The following is a 24,561-nucleotide window of genomic DNA, read 5'->3' on the forward strand; positions in this document are numbered from 1 at the left end:
GGGTAAAAGAGATGTCAATGAAAACAAGTGATGAAGACTTTCAACATCGATTAACGAAAGAATTAGAAAATACCTTTATGCGTGGAGCTGTGTCAAGCGCACAAGAACGCTTTCAAACACGTAAGCTAAAACAAGCTGAAGAGCTAGGACATTGGGAAGAATGGCGATCACATGGAGAGGAAATTCGAAAGCATGTGCTTGCCAACTTAGATTATTACTTATATCAGTTGAGTGAAAATGTCTCTAAAAGAGGTGGACATGTTTACTTTGCGCAAACAGCGAAAGACGCAACAGACTATATTCAACGTATCGCTAAACAGAAAAATGCTGCTAAAATTGTAAAATCGAAATCTATGGTCACGGAAGAAATCAATTTAAACGCCGCTTTACAACAACTAGGGTGTGAAGTCATTGAAACAGATCTTGGTGAATACATTTTGCAAGTAGACGATCACGAGCCGCCATCTCATATCGTTGTTCCGGCATTGCATAAAAATAAGGAGCAGATTCGTGACGTTTTTAAAGAAAAGCAAGGCTATGAGAAAACAGAAAAACCTGAGGAACTAGCCCTGTATGTACGTGAAAAATTAAGGAATGAATATTTAACAGCGGATATTGGCATTACAGGCTGTAACTTTGCTATTGCAGAAAGCGGCTCGATTACACTCGTTACCAATGAAGGGAACGCAGATTTAGTAACAGCTTTGCCTAAAACACAAATTACGGTAATGGGAATGGAAAGAATCGTTCCCACCTTCGAAGAGATGGAAGTGCTAGTAGGTCTATTAACAAGAAGCGCTGTCGGGCAAAAGCTAACAAGCTATATTACAACATTAACAGGAATCAGAGATGAAGGTGACACTGATGGACCAGAGGAATTCCATTTAGTAATCGTTGACAATGGACGATCGGATATTTTAGGCAGTGAATTCCAGCCTATTTTACAATGTATTCGCTGCGCAGCTTGTGTCAACGTCTGTCCTGTTTATCGTCATATTGGCGGGCATACGTATGGCTCTATCTATTCAGGGCCAGTAGGTATCGTTCTTTCACCGTTATTAGGGGGCTATGATGATTTTAAGGAGCTTCCGTATGCGTCCACTTTATGTGGAGCTTGTACCGATGCTTGTCCTGTCAAAATTCCATTACATCAGCTTATTCTTAGACATCGCCAAGTAATTGTTGAAAACGAAGGAAAAGCGCCTATATCGGAAAAGCTATTAATGAAGGCCTTTGGTTTAGGTGCTTCCTCCCCTACCTTATATAAAATGGCGACAAAAATGGCATCACCAGCAATGTCCCCATTTACAAAAGATCAAATTTCAAATGGTCCAGGTCCACTAAAAGCATGGACGGAAGCAAGAGATTTTCCCGCTCCAAATAAAGATCGTTTCCGTGACTGGTTTAAACACCGTGAAAAAGGAGGCGAGGAATAATGGCAGGTAGCATTCAAAATAGAGATCTATTTTTATCAAAAATCGCGCAACAGCTTGGGCACGCCCCAAAAACAGAACTTACACGACCAACATGGCAATATCAACCACAAGATCGCGTCCTAAAAGGTGCAACACAAGATGAATTAGTAAAGGTTTTAGCTGATCAATGCAACAACATTGATACGGAAATCGTCATGACAAATACAGCTAATCTTTCAGATGCATTACAAAAAGTAGTTGAAAATTATGGGGGTCATTCTGTTATAACGTGGAAGGACGAGCGTTTTCAAAGCTATGGACTTTCATCATTAATGACTGAGCAGTGGCCACAAGCGAATATTCAACTGTACGAATGGGATTCTGAACAGCCAGAGGAAAATATCCGCCAGGCTGAGAAAGCTAACATTGGCATCACGATTAGTGAAATAACATTAGCAGAATCAGGAACTGCTGTACTGTTTAGTAGCAAGGATAAAGGTAGATCAGTCAGCTTTTTACCAGAAAACTCTATCATTTTGATTCCGAAAAGTACAATTGTCCCAAGAATGACCCAAGCCGCTCGCTTCATTAGTGAAAAAATAAGAAATGGCGAGCAAATTGCCTCCTGCATCAATTTTATAACAGGTCCAAGTAACTCGGCGGATATCGAAATGATTCCAGTCATAGGTGTACATGGACCAATTAAAGCAACTTACATTGTGATTGAGGATCAGTAAATTAATTTCGCCTTGGCGTAATTGCCGCTGTCGCTGATAAATTGCCACAGGACTCGGCGTTCTTAGACTGAGTTCCTCTATTTCAGCATTGAGCACACATCAATAGGAACCCTGTTTGCATTGATCTTACCCTTTTCAGAGGTGGAAGTTTTACTAATTGAAGATAAACCAGGCATACTTCACGTTGAAGAAATGCCTGGTTTCGTTATCTTAATAAGATAAAAACGAATAATCTCGTTGATGGATGGTTCCGAATCGCTGATAAACTTTCAATAATCGCCGATAAAATTGTTTTTATCGCTGATAAATTTCACGAATCGCTGACGAGACTGTTTTTATCGCTGAAAAGCCTCACAAACGTGGTGACCCCCTTTACCTTCAACGCAGGATATTAATTTACTACACTCTCCGTTACTATCTTTTGTTCATAAAACTCTGGATGTGCTTCTTTTAAGACAGATGTTCGCAGCATAACTAACGCTATCGTCACGATAATTGCACTCGTGACAAGTAAAATAACCGTTGCTGGTAATGTATCGTACAAGAAGCCAAAAATCATCATACCCATCGGCATCATTGACATTGCCATTGTTTCCATCAGTCCAAATACACGTCCACGATATTCTTCTGTGATCAGCTTTTGCATATAAACGCCAATTGGCATGTTAATCCCCATTTCAAAAATAGCGAATATAAAATAAAACACAATGTAAAAAGTAACAATTCCTAAATAAGAAAAATTTGAAACCAACGGAATAACGGCCAGACCTAAACTACTAGCCAACAGTATTAAGCTGATTTTAGAGAAACGTAGTGGCACTTTAACCTCTGCCCGTGTAGCGAAGTAAAGGGAGGCAACTAACATACCAACTGCACCTGATGCCTCAATAAAACCAAAATGAGTTGATTTTACTTTTAGTAATTCAATAATAATATACGTCCCTCCAACAACGATGGCGGAGAAAAACAAATTAATCCATAGTGAAATCCACATGACTGTTTTAATGACTTTTTGTTGCTTAATATAATGAAAACCACTACCAAGCCCTGCCCAAATTTTTTCCTTTTTCACATCTTCCCCTCTTGTACTATACAGATTAAAATTCATTGTCGATTCTAAGCAAAAAGCAAGCGCGTATGCTACCATATTGATCATTAAAAATACTTCCATTGGGAAAAATCCGTACAACATTCCCCCAATTACCGGTCCACCAATCATAGCCACAGACGTAGACAATTGATTAAATGACATTGCTTTTTGTAACCGTTCTGGGTTAACCAAAGTTGCAATGGAAGATGAAAACGTTACACCTGAAAAGGCAGAGCAAATCGTATTGAATATTGTTGTCACGTAAATAGCATAAACTGACATTCCAACTGTTTCTGTATAAAGAAGTAAGCCCCCTACTGTCAAAATGGTACCAGCTTGTGCCATTAGAATCGTACGCTTTTTCGAATAATGATCCGCTACATAACCAGCCACTGGTGCTAGCAGTGCACGTGGTAAAATAGAACAAATCATATTCGTCGCAAAGCTCGTTGCTGACCCCGTCATAGCTAAAATATACAAACTGAACCCAAATGCCAGCACATGTGCCCCAAGCATAGAAATCATTTTACTAGCTGTAAATGTCCATAAATGATACGTCGCCTTTTTATATTTTTCCGCTTCAGTCATCCAAAACCCCTCCATATTTTTAACTAAATTAAAAAGTTTAATTATATTAAACAAAATATAACACAGCTCCCACTTTTCACGCAAGAAAAAGTTTAATATAATTAAACAAAATAGTTGTATTTACTTATAATAAAAAGGAGACGAGGCAGTGGACTCTTTAGGCACACGAATTCGCAAATTAAGAAAAGAACGAAAATTAACATTAGAGGCACTTGCCGGTGATCGTCTAACAAAAGGTATGCTAAGTCAAATTGAAAATGATAAGGCCAAGCCCTCGATGGAAAGTCTTGAATATATAGCAGAACGTTTAGAAGTAAAGGCAAGTGAATTACTAGAACAAGTAACCCCCTCTTCGCTACGTCAACTATTAGAGCAGGTAGAAATTTTGTTTGCGGAATTAAAAACTGGTGATACGGATAATGCGCAGCAAATCGTCGAGATGATTAAGCCTTATGTAGAAGAGCTTCCGCTTAGTTATGAAGGAGGTCGTTTACTGTATATATACGCTGCAGCACAATATTTTGCGGGATTAACGACATGGGAGTCACCGCTGCAAGAGTCACGCTTTATGTTTAAAGAAATTAACTTACTAAGTCATTGGTTTGAAACCTATATTTTACAGTTGGGTATATTATCAGAAAATCGAAAATACAAAATGGCCTATTCCTGTATTTTACAGGCGAAAGAAGAGGCTGAGCAGGAAAATTACCAATTAGATTCGCGTGATGCAGGGAAAATGGCTTATTATATTTGCGTTTTTCAGGTAGCAATTGGCGAACTTGAAGCAGGCAAACAGCTCATTAACGAGACCATTACCTATGCACATAAAAACCAATTTTACTATTATATAGATGATATGTATCGTATTGGGGCGTTTTGTGCCATGATTGACCATGATTTCGAGCAAGCAGAGCATATGTTGAAAAAGCTTGAGCAATATCGGATTTTTGTCGAACAAGTGGATGTCGATGCTTTTATTTTCGGATTACGTGCGCATTATTATAACAGTTACACTCACGATTATCAGCAGGCACTAGAGGAAATAGAACGTTTTGGAACGCTTATGCACGAAGACTCGATTAAACTTGATAAAAACTTTTATTATTCAGAAAAAGGAAAATCCTTATATTTGCTAGGTCGATATGAAGAAGCTAAGGAAGCATTTGAACATTTTACAAAGATTCCATCATTCATTGTGCATCCATTTGACATATTAGGCATAAATGAATGCTTTTCCTATAAAGCGCTTTGCTATGCACATTTCGGTGAGTTAACAACTGCCTATGAAATTGCCAAAATGGCCTATTTGGATTCTCAGGATTTAATCGATCTTCCTTATAAACAAAAAATTGAGGAAACGTATTTTGCGATTAAAGCACAAATTAATTCGCTTCAATAAATTAAAGGGATTGCACATTTAACACTTATGTGCAATCCCTGTTTTTAGCTCAATTTATCTTTTCTTATTTCCTTCTGAATTTTTCGTAGGGCTTTTTTTGAACCACGCTCAATATCATGCTGTAGCTTTCGTTCTTTATAGTCCACAAACAATGTCTCTACATCATATCCTTCTGGGTATAATTCTGTTGCTGGTAGCTCTAATGCCAGTCGCTTAACATTTACCTTTATGAATTCTCTCTCATAGAACACGACAACATTATAGAAATTATCCATTTCTTCATAAACAATTCCAACGTCATCATGATCCAACAGCTTCACACGGTCTCCCTTTTTAAATTCATACTTTACTGTTGTTCCCCTATTTTCAATCTGGGGCTTCCTGATTTTACTGTTATTTACTCGTTCAAGATGATAATCCTTATTGTCAATATAGCCTTTCGCTCTTTGTAAAACTGTGTCGCGTATATTCATCTTTTTGGAAATCCACAGCGCATTACTTTCCCCAGACGTTCCGATGATTAATTGATACAACGGTTCTAATGTGTCACTATTAAAGCGCATAGCCGCATTCATAAAATCACTATGCATTTCAGAAAAACGTTTAATTTCACCATAATGAGTAGTTGCCACTGTTATGCATCCCATATGATAGAATTCCTCTAAAATGGAAATAGCTAATGCAGCACCTTCATTTGGTTCAGTACCACTGCCGATTTCATCAAATAGTAAAAGCGTATTATTATTGGATGCCCTCATAATATCTGAAAGATTTTTTATATGCGATGAAAACGTACTAAGTGCATTTTCAATACTTTGATTATCACCAATGTCGACAAAAACATTAGTAAATACAGCTATTTCAGTACCTTTATCCGCAACAATATGGAAGCCCGACATTGTCGCCAATGTTAGCAGGCCAATTGTTTTTAACACAACGGTTTTTCCGCCAGCATTAGGCCCTGTAATGATTAAGCTGCGATAATCTTGGCCAATTTCAAAATAAAGTGGCACTGCCTCACCTGTTAATAATGGATGCTTACAATTGACGAGCTTAATATAGCCATAATCATTTAAACTCGGTTCGACGCCCCCAATATGCTTGCTAAACTTGGCTTTGGCGAACACCATATCATATTGACTAATCAACTCCATGTTAATGTTGATTTCACGGATATTTTCCATCAGGAGCCCTGATAATGTCGCCAAAATTTGATATTCCTCGACCGCTTCCTCTGCTTTTAAAATACCCAACTCTACATTTAATTTCGCAACTGCACTTGGTTCCATAAAGACCGTTGCACCTTTAGATGAAACTTCTACTACCGTCCCTTGCACATGATTTTTATAAGAAGCCTTAATAGGGATTGTGTATCGATCATCCTTTTTACTAATAAAGAATTCCTGGATATATGTTTTATTGGCACTACTATTTAAAAATTTAGTTAAACGGTCTTTAATTTTTTCCTCAGTTGTTTCGATATGATTTCGGATACGTTTTAGTTCTCTACTCGCTGCCGAATCAACTCGATTTGCTTTAATAGCAAAATTAATTTCCTCTTCTACACTTTTAAATTCAGCCATCGAATTGGCATAGGATGCAAGTACTGGCGCAAAAAATTCCTTTTCCAGCATAAATTTTTTAATTATTCTACAGCCTCGTAAAAAGTCTGAGATGCTCACCAATTCACTTGGGTCTAAGATGATACCCTTCTCTAGCTTTTTAATCGTATTGTCAATATTCGAAACGCCTAAAAACGGGACATGGCCTTCCGCATCTAAAATTGCTCGTGCCTCCGTCGTTTCATTTAAACGATTTTTAACAACTGTTAAATTGGGGCTCGGTGTTAATTTATCTAATAACTGTTTACCTAATCCACTGACACAGTATGATTTTACGATATCCTTTAATTCATTGTATTGTAACTTCTCAAGAGTAGCTTGATTCATTATTGATTCTCCTCACTATGATTTTTTTCATCATCATTCATGAAGATACCTACTTATTAGATAGCAATGATTTTTTATTGGCTCTACATCAAAGGTTAGAGTGAAGCACTATGTGAAGTTTCACAAAGGCTACGGCGATTGCCCTCCCCTTTATTGGGGCACCTCAACAAATAGTATGGAACCTTTATTTTCAAAAATAAAACAAAAAAGCTGTGGGGATCCCACAGCTTTTACATTACAAGGCATGTGTAAAAAAGCATCGTGAAAAAGACTTCATATAATGAAGCACATTCAGAACATTACACGCTTTATAAAGTATTGTAGGTATCTTCATAGGTGTTGAAATAAATCCACGACTAAATAAGGGGTGACTTTATGACAAAAATCCCCTGTCGTCATTAAATTTATTTCATTAAGTTGTTCCTATTTAGAACCTACCGCACTCACAAAAAGCACCTCTCATTTATTATAATTTATAATCATTGTTATCTAATTGACTGCCACCATATTACTATATGCTGGCAAAAAAGTAAAGTTTCCTACTCAATATTGAGGTGAGCCATAATGTGGTGCTTTCACAAACATTTCGGCGACTACACCTCCATCTTCAAATTGTATGGATACCCCAACAAATATTATAGAACCCTATTTCGTTAGCCTTTAATTATATTGATAAATAAAAAAATCCTGCATTAACAGGATTTTTTATCAACATTATTCATAATAACTTTAAGCTGATTTATGATGGGCCCTTCTCGTTTCAATGATTTTCGAGCCTGAAAACAGTAGTAAGGCTGCCCAAATAATGCTGAATGCCAATAGCTCGACTTGACTAAACGGTTCTTTATAAAGCACGATCCCTATAACTAACGTAATCGTTGGCGATACGTATTGAATAAAGCCTAATAAATAGAGTGGAATATTTTGTGCACCTTTCGCAAATAAAATTAACGGTACTGCTGTCACGATACCACTTACAATCATGAGGATGTCTGTTTTCACATCAACATGTAAAAATGAGGCATGATTCGTTGTAAAGAGGTACACATAATAGCCTAATGCAAACGGTAGAATAAATAACGTTTCTATGGCTAGACCTCTTGTCGCATCAAGCTTAATTTTCTTTTTTAGTACACCGTAAATTGCGAATGATACGGCAATTAGTAAAGCTACCCATGGGACTGAACCATAATTAACCGTTAAAATAATTACAGCGAAAAAGGCAATTCCAGTAGCTATCCATTGTGCTCGGCTAAGCGTTTCCTTAAAGAAAATAACCCCCAAAATAACTGACAGCAAAGGATTAATATAATAACCTAAGCTCGTTTCAATTATGTGGTTATGGTTAACTGCCCAAATATATAAATACCAGTTCATCGAAATAACGAATGAAGCTCCAGCAAGCTGCCAGAAATGCTTTTGGTGTGACCATAAATATTTTAAATCTGCGATTAGATCCTTACGCATTCCAAATACTATTACTGCTAGTACTGTAAAGACAAAGGACCAAATGACACGTGATAATAAAATTTCCATGCTCGGTACATGCTCAAGTAATTTCCAATAAAGAGGAAATGCACCCCAAAAAGCATAGGCTAAAAATGCTGACAAAACACCTTTTTTCTCATTTGACATTGCCTTTAACTCTCCTACTCTTGTTTGTATCCATTACGACTATGCATACATCTTAAAGAATAGACTAATTATAGGACTTTGCTTTGTAACTGTAAATGCCAAATTTGAATTAAGGCAACAATGTCGTTACTCTTTGTTTTCAGATTCTAGCTCAGAAATATATTTACGCACCATACTATAACTAATATCTGGATTAATTTGACGTTTTATTCGAATATGAATTTCCTTAATACCTACGCCCTGTTCTCGCATATCGCGTATCATAGATTTTAACGGCCCCGACAATGACTCCCTCGACAAAGCTGTATGTTTACTTAGTTCAATTAATAGCTCTGTATTTTGTTGACGAAGCTCCTTTAGTTCATTTACGACACAATTATATTCCGTTAGCTTTTTTTGCAAGACCGCATTTTGCTGCTTCATTTTTTGCATTTCTTCTACAAGCTGGACATTTTGTTTCTTTAAAGTTTTTCGCTCCTGCTCCAAAACATGATGCTTTTCATCTAAATCTGTATGCAAAGCATTGTAAAGTTCTTCACTATGCATTAATTCCTGATAGCGACTTTGCGATACTAGCATAAGCGTTTCTGTCATATTAATGGCAAGCGTTCCATCCTTTAAATGCTCACACGATAATGTAGTTAAATTCATTTTCTTCATCGTCTTTTCTCCACTCCATTACTAAATAATTCGTGTAATGGTATTGCTTTGTTTAACATCGTTCTTCTTCCTTTGTGTTTGATAACCATTCTCATTTAAATCATCATAATGAGTATTTATTATTTTGTCAAAAAAATTAAGCTCCTATTCTTGTATTGGAGGTTAAGCATACTACGATTCTTACCGAAATACATCACTTTAGGCGGTTTTTCGGTACCTAACAAATAGTAGAGAGCTCAAAAAAAGCTTCTTGCGTAAGAGAGAATGCAAGAAGCTTCACGATTACATCTTTTTCAGTTTTTCGTATTCAAGCTGCAAACGCTCTATGCGTTTACGTCCTTCCTCACGATTTCTCGCCGTTTCCGCTTGAATTTGCTTCGTTTCTTGAATACCGGTCATAATTGTTTGCCATGTCGTTTCAATTGTTTCAATTTTAATGCTTGGACTACCTGCCACACGTGCAATATTAACACTATTTTTACTAATATTTTCTGCATTTCGTACAAGCATTTCATTCGTACGACGATCTAGTTCACTCATAGAATCAGAAATAAGCTTTTGGCGTTTTAACGTTACTGCATGAATAAGTCCTTGCTTAAATATAGGAATTGTCGTAACAAACGCAGAGTTAATTTTTGCAATTAAATGGTTGTTGCCTTGCTGCATTAAACGAATTTGTGGTGCAGACTGGAACGAAACTTGCTGCGCCATTTCCAAATCATAACGACGTTGTTCCAGTAAATCCACTGCACGTAGCATCGTTTCATATTCCATTGCCGCTAATTGATCACCAGTTTGTGCTTTTTGTTCAAGTGCTGGTAATGACGCTCGAACCTCATCTGTTTTTACTTCAATTGCCGCAATAAACTTACTTAAAGTTTGGAAGTAATTTAAGTTTTGATCATATAGGTTTTCAAGATCAATTGTATTACGTTTCATTTCAACTTCGTATTTTTGAATTTCACGGTGAATAACATCTACTTCTTTATTCATACTATCATATTTGGATAAGAACCTTTCTAATTGTTCTTTCCCTTTGCTAAACAGCTTTGTCAGGAAGCCACCTTTTTTATCCTCTGCAAAATCTTGAGGATCAAATTTATCCATAATTCTATTTAAATTGTTTAATAATACACTCGATTCCTCTAGCTTACTTGTTTTCATCGTTGCTAGCATTTTATCTGAAAAAGTAGAAATACCATTCGCTGTTTCTTTTCCAAGCTCTAACATGGCGATTTGGTCTTTTACATCAATTTTTTGTGCTAGTGCATGGATCTCAGGATTTTGCTTTAATGCAAGTTGATTTTGAGCAATTTGTGATAGCTCTTGCTCAGAAACAAGTACAGGTTTTTGTTTTTGCTCTTGCTCCACCTGTAATAGTGGATTAGGCTGTAATAATGGATTTTCTGATGCAAATGGATCTTTTGATTTTAATAGGTCGTTGTCGAATTCAGACATAAAGTTTTACCCCCTGCGATTTATCTCTTCTATTACATACGATTTCAAATCGAAAAAGTTTCGTTTATTCAAGCATTGCAAAATAAGAGTCACTTACTATATATGAACTCTCATGATTTTGTAGTTGAAAGCAATAATGAGCTGGATCAAATCTATCGACAATAAGTGTTATACGCTCACGGCTATTTAAGATTTCTAGCAATTCATCACTCATAGGAAGTTGCCGTTCGAGCTTTACAAAGAATTGTTCTTTCTCCTCTTGTGTTGCAGGACGATAATTTGACGATTCTTTTACTAAAGCTTCAATCTTTGCTTGAGATCACATAGCTTCAATCCCATTTATAAATTATAGCTTGTTTCATTAGAAAATTCGACTGAATACGCGAATTACTATACTTTGTTTTCTAGTATTATCATATTTGGGCCCAATCAGCAAAAATGTGGGAGACATTTATGAAGATGTATGCCTGATGAGCCTTATTTGGACAAAAAAAGCAGCCACCTATGTAGCTGCTTTAATATCATGTTGTCACTTTTAACACGGTTTTAATTTTCTGAATAACGCCACCTGTACTATATGTTAGCACGCTGCGTTTATAGAACGATAAACTAAATACGTAAGCCACGATAATTGTCGCCACTAAAATACCTAAAGATATAAGTGGCACCATCACGCCAACATCTGTTGCACCAATTCGCATCGGCATGATCATACCAGAAGTTAACGGTATATAAGAGAAAACTTTGATTAAAATCGTATCTGGATTGCCCATTCCTGAAAGCATTACATAGAATCCCATCATTGTAATAATCATTGCTGGCATTAAAACTTGACCGGCTTCCTCTACTTTTGAAACTAACGAGCCGAATAATGCGCCAATAATTAAATAAAGCATAATTGTTAATAATAGGAATACTACAGCATATATGACATAGCCAACCGAAAGTTCTTTAACAATACCGGCTGCCATATCCCAAACAGCTCCACCTTTCACAAATTTCGCATAGACAAGGAATACCACTGCAATAATGCCCATCTGTGTTAAAGCGAGTAGTAATACTCCCGCAATTTTTGCTTTAAAATGGGTTGCTGGTTTGACACTTACTAGGAGCATTTCCATTGCTCGAGAACCTTTTTCAGAGGCAATTTCAGTTGTAATCATTGATAGGAAAGTAGAAATAAAGAAGTAGATTAAAATTCCGACAGCATATGATACTACTAACCCTGATTGTTTTTCTTCCTCACTTTTACCGCCTGCTGTTTCTTCATTTAAATTTTTGTTTGAAATAACTGTTTGTGCATCCATAATTTGCGCAGCCTGCTCTGATGATAACGACAGCTGCTGAACAGCATAATTTTTACCTGCATATTGCAATAATGAAGAAATCGTTGTTTGATCATTCAATTTTAAAGGAGTAAAAGTTGCAATTTCAGCTTGTAATTGACCATTTTCATCACTTATTGTAATAATTGCTGCGAGCTTCTCATCTTTAACCTTTTGCTCTAACACTTTACTATCCGTTTCGTCCTGAATAAACTCCATGTCCCCGTTTGACACAAAGATCTCACTAAAATCCGCTGATGTTTCATTCACAATGGCGATTTTCTGTGCCTCTTCATCGCCTGTAAAAAGCTCCTTAATATCCGACCAAAAAACGGCGACGGACATAATGGCCACGTACAGTAATGTCATTATGACGAAGGATTTAGATTTTATTTTTGATTTGTATAATTGTGTCATCAATAAATTAAACTTCGACAACGTTCCCACCTACCTTATCTTTAAAGATTTCATCTAGTGTTAAATAATCTAAGCTGAATTTTTCAATGTACTTCCCATTTGAAAGCTGATCAAAAATACTCTGTGCAAAACTTTCATCTTCTAAAGTCAGCACCGTTTGCTCTTTCTCTACGCGAACATCTTGAACTCCTTCAAGTGCCAGCAATTGTGTTGTCGACCAGTCTGTACGTACCGCTAGCTTTATTTTGCCGTATTGTTTCTTTAAATCTAGTAAACTACCTGAAAAAAGAGAAACACCGCGTTTTAATAAACAAAGATGATCACAAAGCTCTTCAACATTATCCATTTGGTGACTAGAGAACAAAATGGTAGTACCTTGTTCCTTTAACAGTAGAATCGCATCCTTTAGTAAATCTTTATTTACCGGATCAAGACCACTAAACGGCTCATCTAAAATCAAGAATTGTGGCTTATGAATAAAGCTTGCTATTAATTGTACTTTTTGTTGATTTCCTTTTGATAATGTCTCGGCTTTATCTTTTCGCTTTTCTTCTAGCTCGAAACGACTGATCCAAAAATCAATTTCTTTTTTTAGCTCAGCTTTTTTCATGCCGCGCAGCTCGCCAAAAAAGTAAAGCTGATCTTCCACCTTCATAGTTGGGAAAATCCCTCGTTCCTCTGGTAAATAACCGAGTACATCACGGTTTATAGCATTAACCGACTTGCCATCCCATGTAATTGTGCCGGCTGTTGTTTCCTGTAAATCTAAAATCATGCGGAACGTTGTTGTTTTACCCGCACCATTTTGTCCAATCAATCCAAAAATTTCACCTTTCTCAATGGTGAAATTTAAATCATTGACTGCTGTAAAATCTTTATACTTCTTCGTGACATGTTGTAATTGTAATGTCATCTTATTTCCTCCCTACCCTTCAAATATATGTAATTCATGTTGTAATCCTTTTTTTCGCTTTTCAATTTTCAAAATAAGTATGCACATCGTTATCGCTACTAAAAAGTTTATAAATCCCATCGCTGAATTTAGGAGATTTACTGTTAATCCAAGTGAAAAGTTAGTAATGCTCATAAAAAGATTGAATAATGCTAGAGGAATAAAGAGACGGTTTAGTGATTGTAAATAATGTATTTTCGAAGAATTGTCTGAAAATAACTCAAACGGTCCTTCTGATGCCTTTTTACGATAATAGGCCCAGCCTGCAAACTTGGAAACACGCTCTATATTCATTGTCTCTAAAAATTCAAAATAGTCTTTTTTCTTACCTTTTACTAATTCGTTGCGATAAATGTATTGACCAGGTTCCCCTTTTTCAAATACAAAGTAACCTAAAATTGTTTTCTTAAGATCCCATCCATGTGCCGCCATGTCGTTGACCCATGCCTCTTCTTTTTCATAATCTAGAAAAATGCGATAGACTCTTTTTTTCATGTAATCTCCTCACTTAGTCTGAAAGAAATGAATTTAAGACTTTTAGAAATACACCCAGAAAATTTATCGACATAGTTGGTTAAATGGGTAAACAAGCATTTAACTTCATATAAAGATAATTTTATTTTGAAAATATTTAAATTTTTCTAATTTCCCGGAAAATAAATTAATGGCATTTCCTTCTTTTCTTAAAGTATCCCTACACTCAAAATATTTTAATATTCTTTCGTTTTAACACAATTTCTTTGCAATAAATATATTCACCAAAGCTGCAATTTTAAAACAGAATTTTCAAAACACACAATTGTGGTCGATTAATTTTAAATGTATCTTTCCTATTAATCTGTAAATACATCTAAGTCTCTTTTTAAATGTTTCCGTAATCGAATGAGTTTGAACAATGGTATAGAAAATACCAAAACTACTAAGAGGTTCCCTATATTAAGGGACAATCCAAACCAGTCTACTTCGTACTCTGAAAAATCCCCACTAAGTCCAATGATCCCGACCATTAAGTTAAGTAAGATAACCCATAATAGTACCGTTACTTTTTTGGAAAGATTACTGATTTTTGTTTTTTTATCCGTGTATAGTTCAAATGGTCCTTCGTATGCTGGCTTTCTAAAAAATACAAAATTGCCAGATCGGTCCACCAGCTCTATTCCCGAGGACTTTAGAAATTCTAAGTATTCTTCCTCATAGGAGGCACCAAATCTCTCCAATTCATCATGGCGATAAATATAGCTACCTGGTTCACCACGTTCGAATGTAAAACGAATCCAAGTGAATTTTTGCAAATACCAGCCTTGGCTAGCCATTTCATTAACCCATTTCTCAATATCATACGGGTTGACGAGTAATCGATATTTATGCATTTTTCCCATCCCTCTGTGTTATACGGATGCCATTGTCAAAAAGTTCCGTTAATCTCAAAATTTCATATTCCACAACTTTTTTTCCACTCTCTGTTATAATATATTCCTTTTTTCGCCCATCATCATCTAGTGCCTCAATCCACCCTCGCTCGAGTAATGTTTTGATCGCCCCATAAATTGTTCCCGCTCCAAGTCGAACTCGACCATTGCTCATTTCCTCTACAAATTGCATAATGCCATAACCATGCCTTGCCTCAAATAATGCCAATAAAATATAATAAACGCCCTCTGTTAACGGCGGGTGCTCCTGTGTCATACAACATCCCCCTCTATATCGCCTAACAATATATCGACCAACGATATATTTAAAATATATCAGCAGTCGATATAGTTGTCAATTCCGTTCTTCACATTATAAGCTTTTCAAAATGCTTCTTTATTTAAACAAGGTTCTTTGTTTATTTTTCGAATGATGCCAGAGCAGTTCTTGATCTCACCTGAGCCGTTTCCTTGGCTACCCGAGCTGTTCTTGACCTCACCTGAGCAGTTTTCCTGAGGCGTTCTTGTTCCACAAACAATGCTATCTGATTTTTACAATAAATTAGCTTCTCTTCTTCCAGCAACGTATGGAGCTGATGGCTATTACACAATTATTTTTGGAGGAAGCGCTGACAATCTAATAAGCAATAGTAGCTCGTTAGGAATTATCATCGCTGTAACTTTGGCCATTTCTACTACGGTCGTTGCTTTAAAAAGAGAAAAAGTAAAAAGCGAAAGCAAGCAAATCGTCACTGCTTCTGTTCAATAATATTGTCAAAAAGCGATGTACTAATGACAAGTTAGTGCATCGCTCATTAAATCGACTATTTTGTTCCACGCTTCTATCCGGTTCTTCATTACTTTTCGTCAATTCTCAAAATAGCCGCAAGTTGCTTATTCAAGGTACTAACGCTATCCTCAAAATCCTGGCGATACCATTGGATGATTAGACCGATGATTGCGTTTGCTTGATAAGCACTATAATATTCAATAGATATTTCATCATGCATATTATAATGAGTGGTTAGGTCTCTTTTCATCAGCGCATGAATTCCATCAAATAACATGTAATAGTAAGTCAATGGCACATTTTTTGAAAAAACAATGCGATAGAACATTTTAAAACGCTCTATATGATGAAAAATACGAATCGTATTTGGATCTAATTGATTCTTATCCAATGTTGTTACTGCACGATATGGTTCCTCATAGGAATTATACAAATCCTCCATAATTTCCTGGAAGTATTCCTCAAATAGCCCTTCTTTTTGCTCATAATGCAAGTAGAAGGTACCTCTATTCACCTTTGCCACCCGACAAATTTCTGCAATCGTAATATTTTCCAAAGGTTTCTCACTCAATAAAGTTAACAGAGCATTATGTAATGCTTGCTTTGTTTTGACAATTCTTAAATCGTTCGCACTCAAACTTTTCATCCCCTTACTAAACAGATTTTGTATATGTGTTGATTACTGAACAGTTCTTAGTTTTTTGCATATTGAAATCGCTTACAATATTATTATATGATTTTAATGAACACATGTTCAATATCTAACGTAATACATCCGTGTAATGTTCATACAAAGTGAACAAGCATAAATAATAGGAGGTCTTTGTGATGAGATTAGAAGGTAAAGTAGCAATCGTAACAGGTGCAGCATCAGGTATGGGGAAAGCAATTGCAGAAGGTTACGCAAAAGAAGGCGCAAAGGTTGTAGTTTCTGACTTAAATTTAGAGGGTGCAGCGGCTGTTGTTGAAGGTATAAACGCAGCTGGGGGCTCAGCGATCGCTGTTCAAACAAATGTCGCATCAACAGAAGACTTACAACGCTTATTTGATGAAACAAAAAATGCTTATGGTCAATTAGATATTTTAGTCAATAATGCTGGCATTATGGATGGTATGGAGCCAGTTGGTGAAATTTCTGATGAACGTTGGGATAAAGTATTTGCGGTAAACACGACTGCTGTTATGCGTTCGATGCGTATGGCAACTGAGATTTTCCTTGCTCAAGGTCATGGTGTCTTTGTGAACAATATTTCTGCTGGCGGTCTATATGGTGCTCGTGCTGGGGCTGCCTATACTGCTTCTAAGCATGCTGTCGTTGGTTTAACAAAAAACACAGCATTTATGTATGCAGATAAAAATATTCGCTGTAATGGTATTGCTCCAGGTGCAGTTATGACAAACATTGCTTCTTCCATGACAAATATGAGTCAAACTGGTGCAGCTCGCCAAGCACTAGGTATGTCCATTAATCCACGTGCTGGACAACCAGAGGAAATCGCTCAACTAGCTATTTTCCTTGGTTCAGATGAAGCAAGCTTTGTCAACGGCCAAGTCATTGCTGTTGATGGTGGCTGGACGGCTTACTAAAAATAAATAAGCACGCACAGAATTACTCTGTAAAATTAAAGACAAGTGAATGTATTATAAAACATTCATATCAAGAGGTTGTCTTTAATGTCACACATTATATTAAATAATTAGTACATCACTTATATATAGTGGTGTACTTTTTTTGTTTGTTAGACCTCTAAATGAACTCATTAACTACCACAACTAACCTACGAAAGGAAATATTTACAGCAATTAAACGTTGCGGTAAAATAGAACATATATTCTCGAAACATACATTCGATTTGGAGGCAATAGCTTGAAAGAATTTAAAGTAAAAGAAGTAGCTGAAAATAGCTTTTGCTACTTTGAATCTAACTGGAAATGTTGTTGGAGTCTTTGCTAATAAAGACAACGAAGAATTTAAAGATATTTACGAGAGAAAAGTCCCTCAAACTTTCCATTATAAGTATGATTGCGATAAACTTTACCGGTTCCTTGATATAAGTGAAAAAGAATACAGGTCTGAATGGAATAGCGGAAGAACAATATCTGAAATTGCCGAAAAACGTAATATCTATCCCCAACAATTGATATCATACCTAGCGGAAGAACAATTTGAAGCACTAGATAAAGCATTAAATAAAGGGGAAATTGACCGTCACTTTTATTACGATTATGCTATATCTTTTATGAAAATTGATATTATTGAGTTTATCAATCGAAATCCAAATAAATAAGGATTAAAATAATTCACTCATTCAAATGTTGATGGAGAAAAAAGCTTCCTAAAGTGAGGTTAGGAACTAATAATCATAAAGCGCCAAAACAAATTACTCAATTCAATAGGGTGTTTTGTTACCTAACTTTGATTTGGGAATGCTTATTAGATTTATTTTGTATACTTGAGTCAATTTCATAATAGATTTTTCATTAGCTAATTCTCGCAGAATTATTATTATCCATTTTTAAAAAAAGTTTAAAAACAACATTCTAAAGAACTAAAAACGAGCACACCAAATAAAAGTTTGAACAACTTTTTTTCAAAACTTTTACATTACGATTCATTCTTAGATTTTAGACTGCTTCTTTCATTTCGTTCATCTGTTTGTTAATACGATCAACGGCCAATTTACTGAGCGTATAAACGAGGCAAGAAATATCAAAGTCTACTTTAGCCAATGCACCTCCTCGATGGCGGATGTTGTCGAGTTGGAAGAATTCTTTGAGGTATGCATTTACTCGTTCAACAGCCGTATGCTTTTTGTATAATTCTTTGTAACTATGGCCTCCTCTGGCAGGAAGTTAAGCAGCTACTTTTTGAGCCTTTTTACCTCTAAATGGCTTCAACCTTTTCCTCTAAAGATAAATAAAGCTTAAGTCAACTTAAACATCAACCATTTTTTAAAAAATTCTGATCTTCGTTCAACTTTTCTAACCATTTTTCAAGCGTCCGTTTTATCTCAAACCTATCCCTTGAACTAATTTCCATTAGCGTATCCCATTTCCCATTAGTGATTGCTAATCCATACTCGCCGCTCGCTCTTGAATCTGGATACCACCCTAAAACAATATGTATCCTTCTATTTTCATCTTTAGGTACATTCCAACTCCCTTTTTCAAGTTCCATTTTACTTATTTGAAGTAGGTCTTGTGTAAAGAATGTCCAATTTGTTAAGAAATCATCTTCATTGGGGTCTGATATCGGTTCAACATCATAAAACCTATTATAATAAATAGCGAAACCTTGTGGTATTCTTAGTTCCATTAAATTCATGTTATCATTCCAATCTAATAAAATCCGTGTTTTATTTACTTTTGTTATCTTTGGACCTCTGTCAAGATAGCAGACAAAAAATTTAATGATTTAACGTATTAAAGTAGTACTGGCATTCAAAATCAGATGGCGTGCTGTATCCGATTGATGAATGAATGTGTTCATGGTTGTAATGTCGAATACAATACATCTGGAGTTCTTCCTTTCTCTCTCTAGTGTGTGGTAGTGGTACTAAACACTTCGAGATTTGGGGAGGTACTCCTTTTTTTATGCCTTAAAATTTCAAGCCCAGTAAGGCTTTCGATTTATGAAATTGATTCTACTTTATAAAACTTTGTTGCACAAGCACCCGTTAGCCATCCATGTCGCATAAAATCATCGCTACACCACAGAAAATGAAAGATTATTACGTTCTTTCATGGGAGTTGAATAGCAACAATCTTTTAGAAAACAACCTATTCTTTTATTACTTAGAAGTTTAAGAAATAGGCTTTAATATACAATTAAAAATTGATATAAGCTCCGTTTAAATTACTGCAACATTTGGATCTACATCAAGATTATTGACACACTCAAGTTAATTTTTTGTTTGTTGCGCAACGTCCATTTTTGGAGTGTTCCACATCCCGAGTAGCCCGTCAAAGTGAAAAGAGCCTTTGACCGCCTACTCGGGATGTAGAGCGGAAAATGCATGGAAGTTGCGCCCGAAAAATGTATTCGCTAGCTAGTTGATTGACTGGTGTACCCGAGCGAATAAAGCTCGACTACTGTTTGTTTGAATTCTTTATTATACTTTTTTTGACTCATGGTCGGACACGTCCTCTCTTATCCTCAATTCTATTGATTTAACCGAGGTATGTCCATTCATCTATAATACATCCAATTAGATTGATTTAATTGTTGTAGTAAATAGGGTTATCTGTGGTAAAAAAAAGGATAGATAGAGCGAATTTATTTAAGCTCTTCTATCCTTTTAATTTCTATACATATTGTGTGACATTAAATAAGAATTCACTATTTAAAATAGTTTCAACTAATCACTTGACTTTTAATAAAAAAAATTTCATGTGCGTGCTTATTTTTCTAATAAATGAATTATATTACGCCCTTTTCGCTGGGAACATGCTTCCTATAATAGCACCAATTAACGCTGGTAGTATCCATCCTAAGCCAATATCGTAAAAAGGTAAAAAGTCTGAATAAACTTTCTCAACCGCATCAAAAATACTTAATTTCGCCGCTGGAATGCTACTCACTAATGCTTTATAGCCATCAATTAAACTAATAAAAAATGTAAAAATCATCGCTATTACATAAACCGATTGCTTATTGTTAAATAGCGATGAGCTTAAAGCAAGTAGAATTAAAACAATCGCTAGAGGATATAAGAACATTAGTACTGGAATGGCGAATTTAATGATATTATTTAAACCGAAGTTCGCAATGGTAAATGATACAAGGCACAATATGAATACAAACCACTTATAGCTTATTTTCGGGAACACTTCGTGGAAAAATTCACTACAAGATGTGATTAAGCCAATACTTGTCTTTAAACACGCAAGGACAATAATAAATGCCAATAAAATTGCACCAAAGGATCCGAAATAGTGTTCAGCAACAGCAGCAAATATTAAACCACCGTTATCAAATGTACCAACAGCCTCAATACTCGATGCCCCCATATATGTTATTAAACCATATATTAGCATCATTAATGCCATGGCAAAAATTCCAGATTTCCACGTTGCCTTAGCAATTTCTTTTCTATCAGAAATTCCTGCGCTTTTAATCGCGTTAATAACGACAATACCAAAAGCTAATGACGCTAGCGCATCCATTGTGTTATAGCCTTCTTTAAAGCCCGTCATAAATGCTGAATCAATATAGTCTCCCATTGGCTGCTGGAAATGTCCCATCGGCTTTAAAATACTAATAATAATTAAAATAAATAACATAATCAAAAAAGCTGGTGTTAAATATTTACCGATATAATCCATAATTTTCGCAGGATTCAATGAGAAATAATAAACAATGGCGAAAAATACAAAGCTAAATAAAGCAAGTAGAAGTGTTGTATGCTCTGCTTGAATATATGGTTCAAAGCCAACAACAAACGGAACTGTCGCTGTACGAGGAATCGCAAAAAAAGGACCGATCGTTAAATAGAGCGCTAATGAAAAGATGACGCCGAATAATGGATGAACACGGCTCGCTAAGTCACGCAAACCGTTACTACCTGATAAACCAATAGCTAAAATACCTAGAAACGGTAAACCGATAGCTGTTATTAAAAATCCAATTAGTCCAAACCAAAAGTTGGTCCCTGCTAATTGTCCAAGCTGAATTGGAAAAATAAGATTCCCTGCTCCAAAAAACAGTCCGAAAAGCATCGTGCCAATGACTGCATATGTTGAAAAAGGTATTTTTTGTTGCATTTTGATGTACTCCTTAGATGTATTTAACTTTTGCAAATAATTTAAATAGAATGGATTTCTCCCTACAATTCCACTATGGTATCAGGCATTTATATTAAAAACAATAGTTTTTTCTTTTATAAATATTAATTGTATTGTTCTTAGCTTAAAATAGGCAAAACGAAAAGAGCTGTCTGCTGACAGCTCTTAGTTTGCTACAGACCACTCTATATGATCTAAAAATTTGTATACGTCCTCATACACTTTATCACGTTCTTTGTCTAAAGTAATAATATGACCAGAGTTTTCATACCAGATGATTTCTTTATCATCTGTTTCCACCGTATTAAGAATGAAAGGTGCACTTTCTTGATAAAGATCATCATCTAAAGAACCTTGTAATACTAATGTAGGTGCTTTAATTGTTGATAATTCATCGCGTGTTTCTGTAGTTAAACGTGTAACACCATCTAATGAATCCTTTGGTGTAATACGAAGTTCATGTAACTCTGAAATAATTTGATCTTTCGATTTATTTTCAAAGTGTTTATATAAACGAGCATAATGATATAAACGCGTAAATAAGCCTTTTGAATTGTCTCGTGTGATTGGTGCACACATTGCAACACATGCTTTCACTGGAAACGTCTCTGCTACTTTTAACGAGAATACGCCGCCAAGTGAAATCCCAACAACAGCGATTTCTTCATAACCCTTACTCTGCAGGAAGTTATAACCTTCCACGACATCGTTCCACCAATCTTCTGGTTTTGTTTCAAGTAATGCTTCTGGTTCTACGCCATGCCCACTATAAATCGGTGCATGAACAGTATATCCTCGTTGAGCTAAGAATTCTCCTAGCTTTTTCACATCTTTTGTGCTACCTGTGAATCCATGCAGTAATAGTACGGCTTTATTGCCTCCCTCAATTGTTAGAGGTTGTGGCTTTGAAAACTTCATTTTATAATATCCCCTTCACGGAAATTTCGTAATTGTGTATTTTATGTGTCTATCTTAACACCCTTTATTCATAATGTACAATTTATAGTTTTTATCATATTGATGTATTTCATGCATTAATGATGTGAGGTTAATAGCTGTCATATCACACTTTCTGCGACTTTAAATTTTGCATTCTGCTTTTTAGTTCTCCGTCTGTTTAAAAATTTTAACGGCTCCTATACTTCCTACCCTTTTACCGTTATAATGCAGATAACTCAAAATAAAAGGAATGGGGGGTGAATATATGGAATGGCAACAATTAGAATACTTTGTAGCAGTAGCAAAGCTTGAGCATATGACACGTGCGGCTGAAGCATTAGCGATTTCTCAGCCAGCATTAAGTCGCTCGATTTCAAAGCTTGAAGAGGAATTAGGAGTACCCTTGTTCGACAGACAAGGACGTTCGATTATGCTCAACCGATATGGCGAGCTTTTTTTGTATCGTGTCCTACGTATGCGCAAGGAATATGAAAAAGCAGTTATTGAATTACAGGAGCTGAATAACCCAGAGCTTGGTGATGTGTCACTCGGCTTTTTACATACTCTGGGGACTAGCATCGTACCTGATTTAATCCGCGCTTTCCGGTTAAACCATCCGCATATTCGCTTTCACTTTACACAAAATTACTCACATTCCCAGCTGAAGCAATTGCTCGCGGGAGAGTTAGACCTTTGTTTACTTGCAGCGATTGACACGGAGCCCCCTGTTTGCTGGAAGGAGCTATGGCGTGATGAGCTTTATATTATGGTGCCGATCGACCATCCCCTCGCCACCCGTAAAAGTATTAAAATGAAGGAACTAGAAAATGAAAATTTTGTTCTGATGAAAAAAGGCTACGCATTGCGCCGTACCGCTGATCGATTATTAAATGCTGCAGGTATTAAGCCGAAGATTACCTTTGAAGGTGATGAGGTATCGACAGTTGCTGGCTTTGTAGGTGCTGGACTTGGCGTATCGTTACTGCCTGTTGACGAAGACTTAAATCCAAATAAATTGGCAAAAATACATGTGGAGGATATGGTTTGTGAACGTGTAATAGGTATGGCCTGGATAGAAAACCGATATCTCCCACCATCTGCACGACAATTTCAGCAATTTGTATTCGATTTTTACGAAAAAAATAATTGAGAGCTCCTGTTGGACTAATGAACAAAAGCGAGTAACAATTTTACCTCAACGTAATTGTTACTCGCTTTTGTTCTATGTTTAAATAGTTTTGGGAAAATTTTTAAGATGTTTATCCATTTTTACTCTTCAGTACAAAGGTTCATCACCATTACGTGAAGTTAATTTCCGTTCCGGCTAGGCGACTACTTAGGCACACAGTTTGGTGAGGAGCCACTTCTTTCAGAAAGAACCATTATAAAATGGTTTTATTCCTATTATACTACATGACAATAGGTTCTCCTGAACTTCGCTAGAAAAATTCACCAACCAATTATGCTCGTAATTACAATACTTTTCTCTTTTAATACCTTATAATAAAAGTAAGTCGTATAGTTTTGGAGAAAGAGGTGTTTGTCGATGGCAGTAAGTGATATTGTCAAGCAATATGAAGACGAGCAAGGAAATGTTTATTATAAAATGAAAACACATGATATCGAAGTACAGGCTACGCAAACATCAGGTTTAGCGCCTGTTATTACTTATTGGATGGGTGAAAAAGAGATTACGGACGATATTCGAAATTTGCGCTTCAGTCCACGTCCTCCCTCAAGTTATATTCAAGATTACGATGAATTTCACGCCATGCTTTATTCGAAAGAACAAGGTGCTATCAACAAACTATATGAACAAATGAGTATCAAACCCAAAAATATGTCTTCTGGAAAACAAATATTATGGAGTTTCTTCGTCATTGTCATGGCGATGCTCCCACTAGTAATGGCAATTTGGTGGTTCAAGTAAACAAAGATTTGTTCCCCTTCACTCTTTCCCCTCGTGTGTTCGGCATTACCTACTTATTTACTCAAAACTTTCTATTAACTTTTC

22 protein-coding genes and 1 pseudogene are annotated in these 24,561 nt (G+C 36.0%); 8 read left to right on the forward strand and 15 right to left on the reverse strand.

The annotated features are described in order from the left end of the window. Positions 1 to 11: 11 nt before the first annotated feature. Positions 12 to 1,436 (forward strand): LutB/LldF family L-lactate oxidation iron-sulfur protein, encoded by a 1,425-nt coding sequence (locus ACB089_RS16025; protein WP_374967292.1) that lies wholly within the window; start codon positions 12 to 14, stop codon positions 1,434 to 1,436. Next, positions 1,436 to 2,152: a lactate utilization protein C gene (locus ACB089_RS16030; protein ID WP_374967293.1), complete on the forward strand. Its 717-nt coding sequence runs from the start codon at positions 1,436 to 1,438 to the stop codon at positions 2,150 to 2,152. The genes ACB089_RS16025 and ACB089_RS16030 overlap by 1 nt, the downstream gene beginning before the upstream one ends. Before the next feature lie 391 nt (positions 2,153 to 2,543). Here the strand turns inward: ACB089_RS16030 and ACB089_RS16035 are convergent, their stop codons facing one another. Then, the gene (locus ACB089_RS16035) at positions 2,544 to 3,830 is read right to left on the reverse strand and encodes an MFS transporter (protein ID WP_374967294.1); all 1,287 of its coding nucleotides are present in this window, start codon (positions 3,828 to 3,830) and stop codon (positions 2,544 to 2,546) included. A 148-nt stretch (positions 3,831 to 3,978) separates the two neighbouring features. On the opposite strand from ACB089_RS16035, the gene ACB089_RS16040 reads away from it, so the two are divergent. Continuing rightward, positions 3,979 to 5,229, forward strand: a complete 1,251-nt coding sequence (locus tag ACB089_RS16040; protein ID WP_374967295.1) for a helix-turn-helix domain-containing protein — start codon at positions 3,979 to 3,981, stop codon at positions 5,227 to 5,229. A gap of 44 nt (positions 5,230 to 5,273) precedes the next feature. On the opposite strand, the gene ACB089_RS16045 is transcribed toward ACB089_RS16040, so the two are convergent. The 9 genes from ACB089_RS16045 to ACB089_RS16085 all read right to left on the reverse strand — a co-directional run bounded on the left by ACB089_RS16045 (position 5,274) and on the right by ACB089_RS16085 (position 15,311). Then, complete coding sequence (locus tag ACB089_RS16045; RefSeq protein ID WP_374967296.1) at positions 5,274 to 7,178, reverse strand: endonuclease MutS2; 1,905 nt, start codon at positions 7,176 to 7,178, stop codon at positions 5,274 to 5,276. A 729-nt stretch (positions 7,179 to 7,907) separates the two neighbouring features. Further along, entirely contained in the window at positions 7,908 to 8,813 is a 906-nt protein-coding gene (gene rarD / locus ACB089_RS16050; RefSeq protein ID WP_374967297.1) for an EamA family transporter RarD, read from the reverse strand. Positions 8,814 to 8,939: 126 nt separating this feature from the next. Continuing rightward, positions 8,940 to 9,473, reverse strand: coding sequence for a hypothetical protein (locus ACB089_RS16055; protein WP_374967298.1), 534 nt, complete (start codon positions 9,471 to 9,473; stop codon positions 8,940 to 8,942). Between the two features lie 282 nt (positions 9,474 to 9,755). Further along, entirely contained in the window at positions 9,756 to 10,931 is a 1,176-nt protein-coding gene (locus tag ACB089_RS16060) for a toxic anion resistance protein (protein ID WP_374967299.1), read from the reverse strand. Positions 10,932 to 11,452: 521 nt separating this feature from the next. Next, on the reverse strand, positions 11,453 to 12,694 hold the full coding sequence (locus ACB089_RS16065; RefSeq protein WP_374967300.1) for an ABC transporter permease: 1,242 nt from the start codon (positions 12,692 to 12,694) through the stop codon (positions 11,453 to 11,455). After that, positions 12,681 to 13,586, reverse strand: coding sequence for an ABC transporter ATP-binding protein (locus ACB089_RS16070; RefSeq protein ID WP_374967301.1), 906 nt, complete (start codon positions 13,584 to 13,586; stop codon positions 12,681 to 12,683). The genes ACB089_RS16065 and ACB089_RS16070 overlap by 14 nt, the downstream gene beginning before the upstream one ends. Positions 13,587 to 13,598: 12 nt before the next feature. Beyond that, on the reverse strand, positions 13,599 to 14,120 hold the full coding sequence (locus tag ACB089_RS16075) for a DUF2812 domain-containing protein (protein ID WP_374967302.1): 522 nt from the start codon (positions 14,118 to 14,120) through the stop codon (positions 13,599 to 13,601). A gap of 338 nt (positions 14,121 to 14,458) precedes the next feature. Next, entirely contained in the window at positions 14,459 to 14,995 is a 537-nt protein-coding gene (locus ACB089_RS16080; RefSeq protein WP_374967303.1) for a DUF2812 domain-containing protein, read from the reverse strand. Next, positions 14,988 to 15,311, reverse strand: coding sequence for a PadR family transcriptional regulator (locus ACB089_RS16085; protein WP_374967304.1), 324 nt, complete (start codon positions 15,309 to 15,311; stop codon positions 14,988 to 14,990). Before ACB089_RS16085 ends, ACB089_RS16080 begins: the two co-directional genes overlap by 8 nt. Positions 15,312 to 15,572: 261 nt before the next feature. On the opposite strand from ACB089_RS16085, the gene ACB089_RS16090 reads away from it, so the two are divergent. Beyond that, positions 15,573 to 15,803: a hypothetical protein gene (locus ACB089_RS16090; RefSeq protein ID WP_374967305.1), complete on the forward strand. Its 231-nt coding sequence runs from the start codon at positions 15,573 to 15,575 to the stop codon at positions 15,801 to 15,803. Between the two features lie 88 nt (positions 15,804 to 15,891). On the opposite strand, the gene ACB089_RS16095 is transcribed toward ACB089_RS16090, so the two are convergent. Further along, complete coding sequence (locus ACB089_RS16095) at positions 15,892 to 16,461, reverse strand: TetR/AcrR family transcriptional regulator (protein WP_374967306.1); 570 nt, start codon at positions 16,459 to 16,461, stop codon at positions 15,892 to 15,894. Between the two features lie 191 nt (positions 16,462 to 16,652). On the opposite strand from ACB089_RS16095, the gene ACB089_RS16100 reads away from it, so the two are divergent. Both ACB089_RS16100 and ACB089_RS16105 read left to right on the forward strand, forming a co-directional pair. Next, the gene (locus ACB089_RS16100; RefSeq protein WP_374967307.1) at positions 16,653 to 17,411 is read left to right on the forward strand and encodes an SDR family oxidoreductase; all 759 of its coding nucleotides are present in this window, start codon (positions 16,653 to 16,655) and stop codon (positions 17,409 to 17,411) included. A gap of 329 nt (positions 17,412 to 17,740) precedes the next feature. Further along, entirely contained in the window at positions 17,741 to 18,112 is a 372-nt protein-coding gene (locus ACB089_RS16105; RefSeq protein WP_374967308.1) for a hypothetical protein, read from the forward strand. Between the two features lie 337 nt (positions 18,113 to 18,449). On the opposite strand, the pseudogene ACB089_RS16110 reads toward ACB089_RS16105, so the two are convergent. The 4 genes and pseudogenes from ACB089_RS16110 to ACB089_RS16125 form a co-directional block, all read right to left on the reverse strand. Beyond that, positions 18,450 to 18,677: pseudogene (locus tag ACB089_RS16110) on the reverse strand (transposase); the annotation flags it as partial. 88 nt (positions 18,678 to 18,765) lie between these two features. Next, positions 18,766 to 19,149: a hypothetical protein gene (locus ACB089_RS16115; RefSeq protein WP_374967309.1), complete on the reverse strand. Its 384-nt coding sequence runs from the start codon at positions 19,147 to 19,149 to the stop codon at positions 18,766 to 18,768. A 1,100-nt stretch (positions 19,150 to 20,249) separates the two neighbouring features. Beyond that, a complete protein-coding gene (brnQ, locus tag ACB089_RS16120; protein ID WP_374967310.1) occupies positions 20,250 to 21,587 on the reverse strand; it encodes a branched-chain amino acid transport system II carrier protein in 1,338 nt (445 codons plus the stop codon). A gap of 186 nt (positions 21,588 to 21,773) precedes the next feature. Next, positions 21,774 to 22,526 (reverse strand): alpha/beta hydrolase, encoded by a 753-nt coding sequence (locus ACB089_RS16125; RefSeq protein ID WP_374967311.1) that lies wholly within the window; start codon positions 22,524 to 22,526, stop codon positions 21,774 to 21,776. Positions 22,527 to 22,812: 286 nt separating this feature from the next. Here ACB089_RS16125 and ACB089_RS16130 point away from each other — a divergent pair, with 286 nt between their 5' ends. Continuing rightward, on the forward strand, positions 22,813 to 23,697 hold the full coding sequence (locus ACB089_RS16130) for a LysR family transcriptional regulator (protein ID WP_374967312.1): 885 nt from the start codon (positions 22,813 to 22,815) through the stop codon (positions 23,695 to 23,697). Positions 23,698 to 24,093: 396 nt separating this feature from the next. Next, entirely contained in the window at positions 24,094 to 24,477 is a 384-nt protein-coding gene (locus ACB089_RS16135; RefSeq protein WP_374967313.1) for a sodium:proton antiporter, read from the forward strand. Positions 24,478 to 24,561: the final 84 nt, after the last annotated feature.

The organism is Lysinibacillus sp. RS10 (assembly GCF_041956855.1).
GTDB classification, from domain to species: Bacteria; Bacillota; Bacilli; order Bacillales_A; family Planococcaceae; genus Lysinibacillus; species Lysinibacillus xylanilyticus_A.

What these genes read in the sequence shown, in the direction of transcription:
- ACB089_RS16115 (WP_374967309.1), bottom strand. Translation starts at nt 19,149, where the DNA reads ATGAATTTAATGGAACTAAGAATACCACAAGGTTTCGCTATTTATTAT.
- ACB089_RS16035 (WP_374967294.1), bottom strand. Translation starts at nt 3,830, where the DNA reads ATGACTGAAGCGGAAAAATATAAAAAGGCGACGTATCATTTATGGACA.
- ACB089_RS16025 (WP_374967292.1), top strand. Translation starts at nt 12, where the DNA reads ATGTCAATGAAAACAAGTGATGAAGACTTTCAACATCGATTAACGAAA.
- ACB089_RS16130 (WP_374967312.1), top strand. Translation starts at nt 22,813, where the DNA reads ATGGAATGGCAACAATTAGAATACTTTGTAGCAGTAGCAAAGCTTGAG.
- ACB089_RS16125 (WP_374967311.1), bottom strand. Translation starts at nt 22,526, where the DNA reads ATGAAGTTTTCAAAGCCACAACCTCTAACAATTGAGGGAGGCAATAAA.
- ACB089_RS16075 (WP_374967302.1), bottom strand. Translation starts at nt 14,120, where the DNA reads ATGAAAAAAAGAGTCTATCGCATTTTTCTAGATTATGAAAAAGAAGAG.
- ACB089_RS16045 (WP_374967296.1), bottom strand. Translation starts at nt 7,178, where the DNA reads ATGAATCAAGCTACTCTTGAGAAGTTACAATACAATGAATTAAAGGAT.
- ACB089_RS16060 (WP_374967299.1), bottom strand. Translation starts at nt 10,931, where the DNA reads ATGTCTGAATTCGACAACGACCTATTAAAATCAAAAGATCCATTTGCA.
- ACB089_RS16135 (WP_374967313.1), top strand. Translation starts at nt 24,094, where the DNA reads ATGGCAGTAAGTGATATTGTCAAGCAATATGAAGACGAGCAAGGAAAT.
- ACB089_RS16070 (WP_374967301.1), bottom strand. Translation starts at nt 13,586, where the DNA reads ATGACATTACAATTACAACATGTCACGAAGAAGTATAAAGATTTTACA.
- ACB089_RS16030 (WP_374967293.1), top strand. Translation starts at nt 1,436, where the DNA reads ATGGCAGGTAGCATTCAAAATAGAGATCTATTTTTATCAAAAATCGCG.
- ACB089_RS16090 (WP_374967305.1), top strand. Translation starts at nt 15,573, where the DNA reads ATGCTATCTGATTTTTACAATAAATTAGCTTCTCTTCTTCCAGCAACG.
- ACB089_RS16100 (WP_374967307.1), top strand. Translation starts at nt 16,653, where the DNA reads ATGAGATTAGAAGGTAAAGTAGCAATCGTAACAGGTGCAGCATCAGGT.
- ACB089_RS16055 (WP_374967298.1), bottom strand. Translation starts at nt 9,473, where the DNA reads ATGAAGAAAATGAATTTAACTACATTATCGTGTGAGCATTTAAAGGAT.
- ACB089_RS16080 (WP_374967303.1), bottom strand. Translation starts at nt 14,995, where the DNA reads ATGCATAAATATCGATTACTCGTCAACCCGTATGATATTGAGAAATGG.
- ACB089_RS16085 (WP_374967304.1), bottom strand. Translation starts at nt 15,311, where the DNA reads ATGACACAGGAGCACCCGCCGTTAACAGAGGGCGTTTATTATATTTTA.
- rarD (WP_374967297.1), bottom strand. Translation starts at nt 8,813, where the DNA reads ATGTCAAATGAGAAAAAAGGTGTTTTGTCAGCATTTTTAGCCTATGCT.
- brnQ (WP_374967310.1), bottom strand. Translation starts at nt 21,587, where the DNA reads ATGCAACAAAAAATACCTTTTTCAACATATGCAGTCATTGGCACGATG.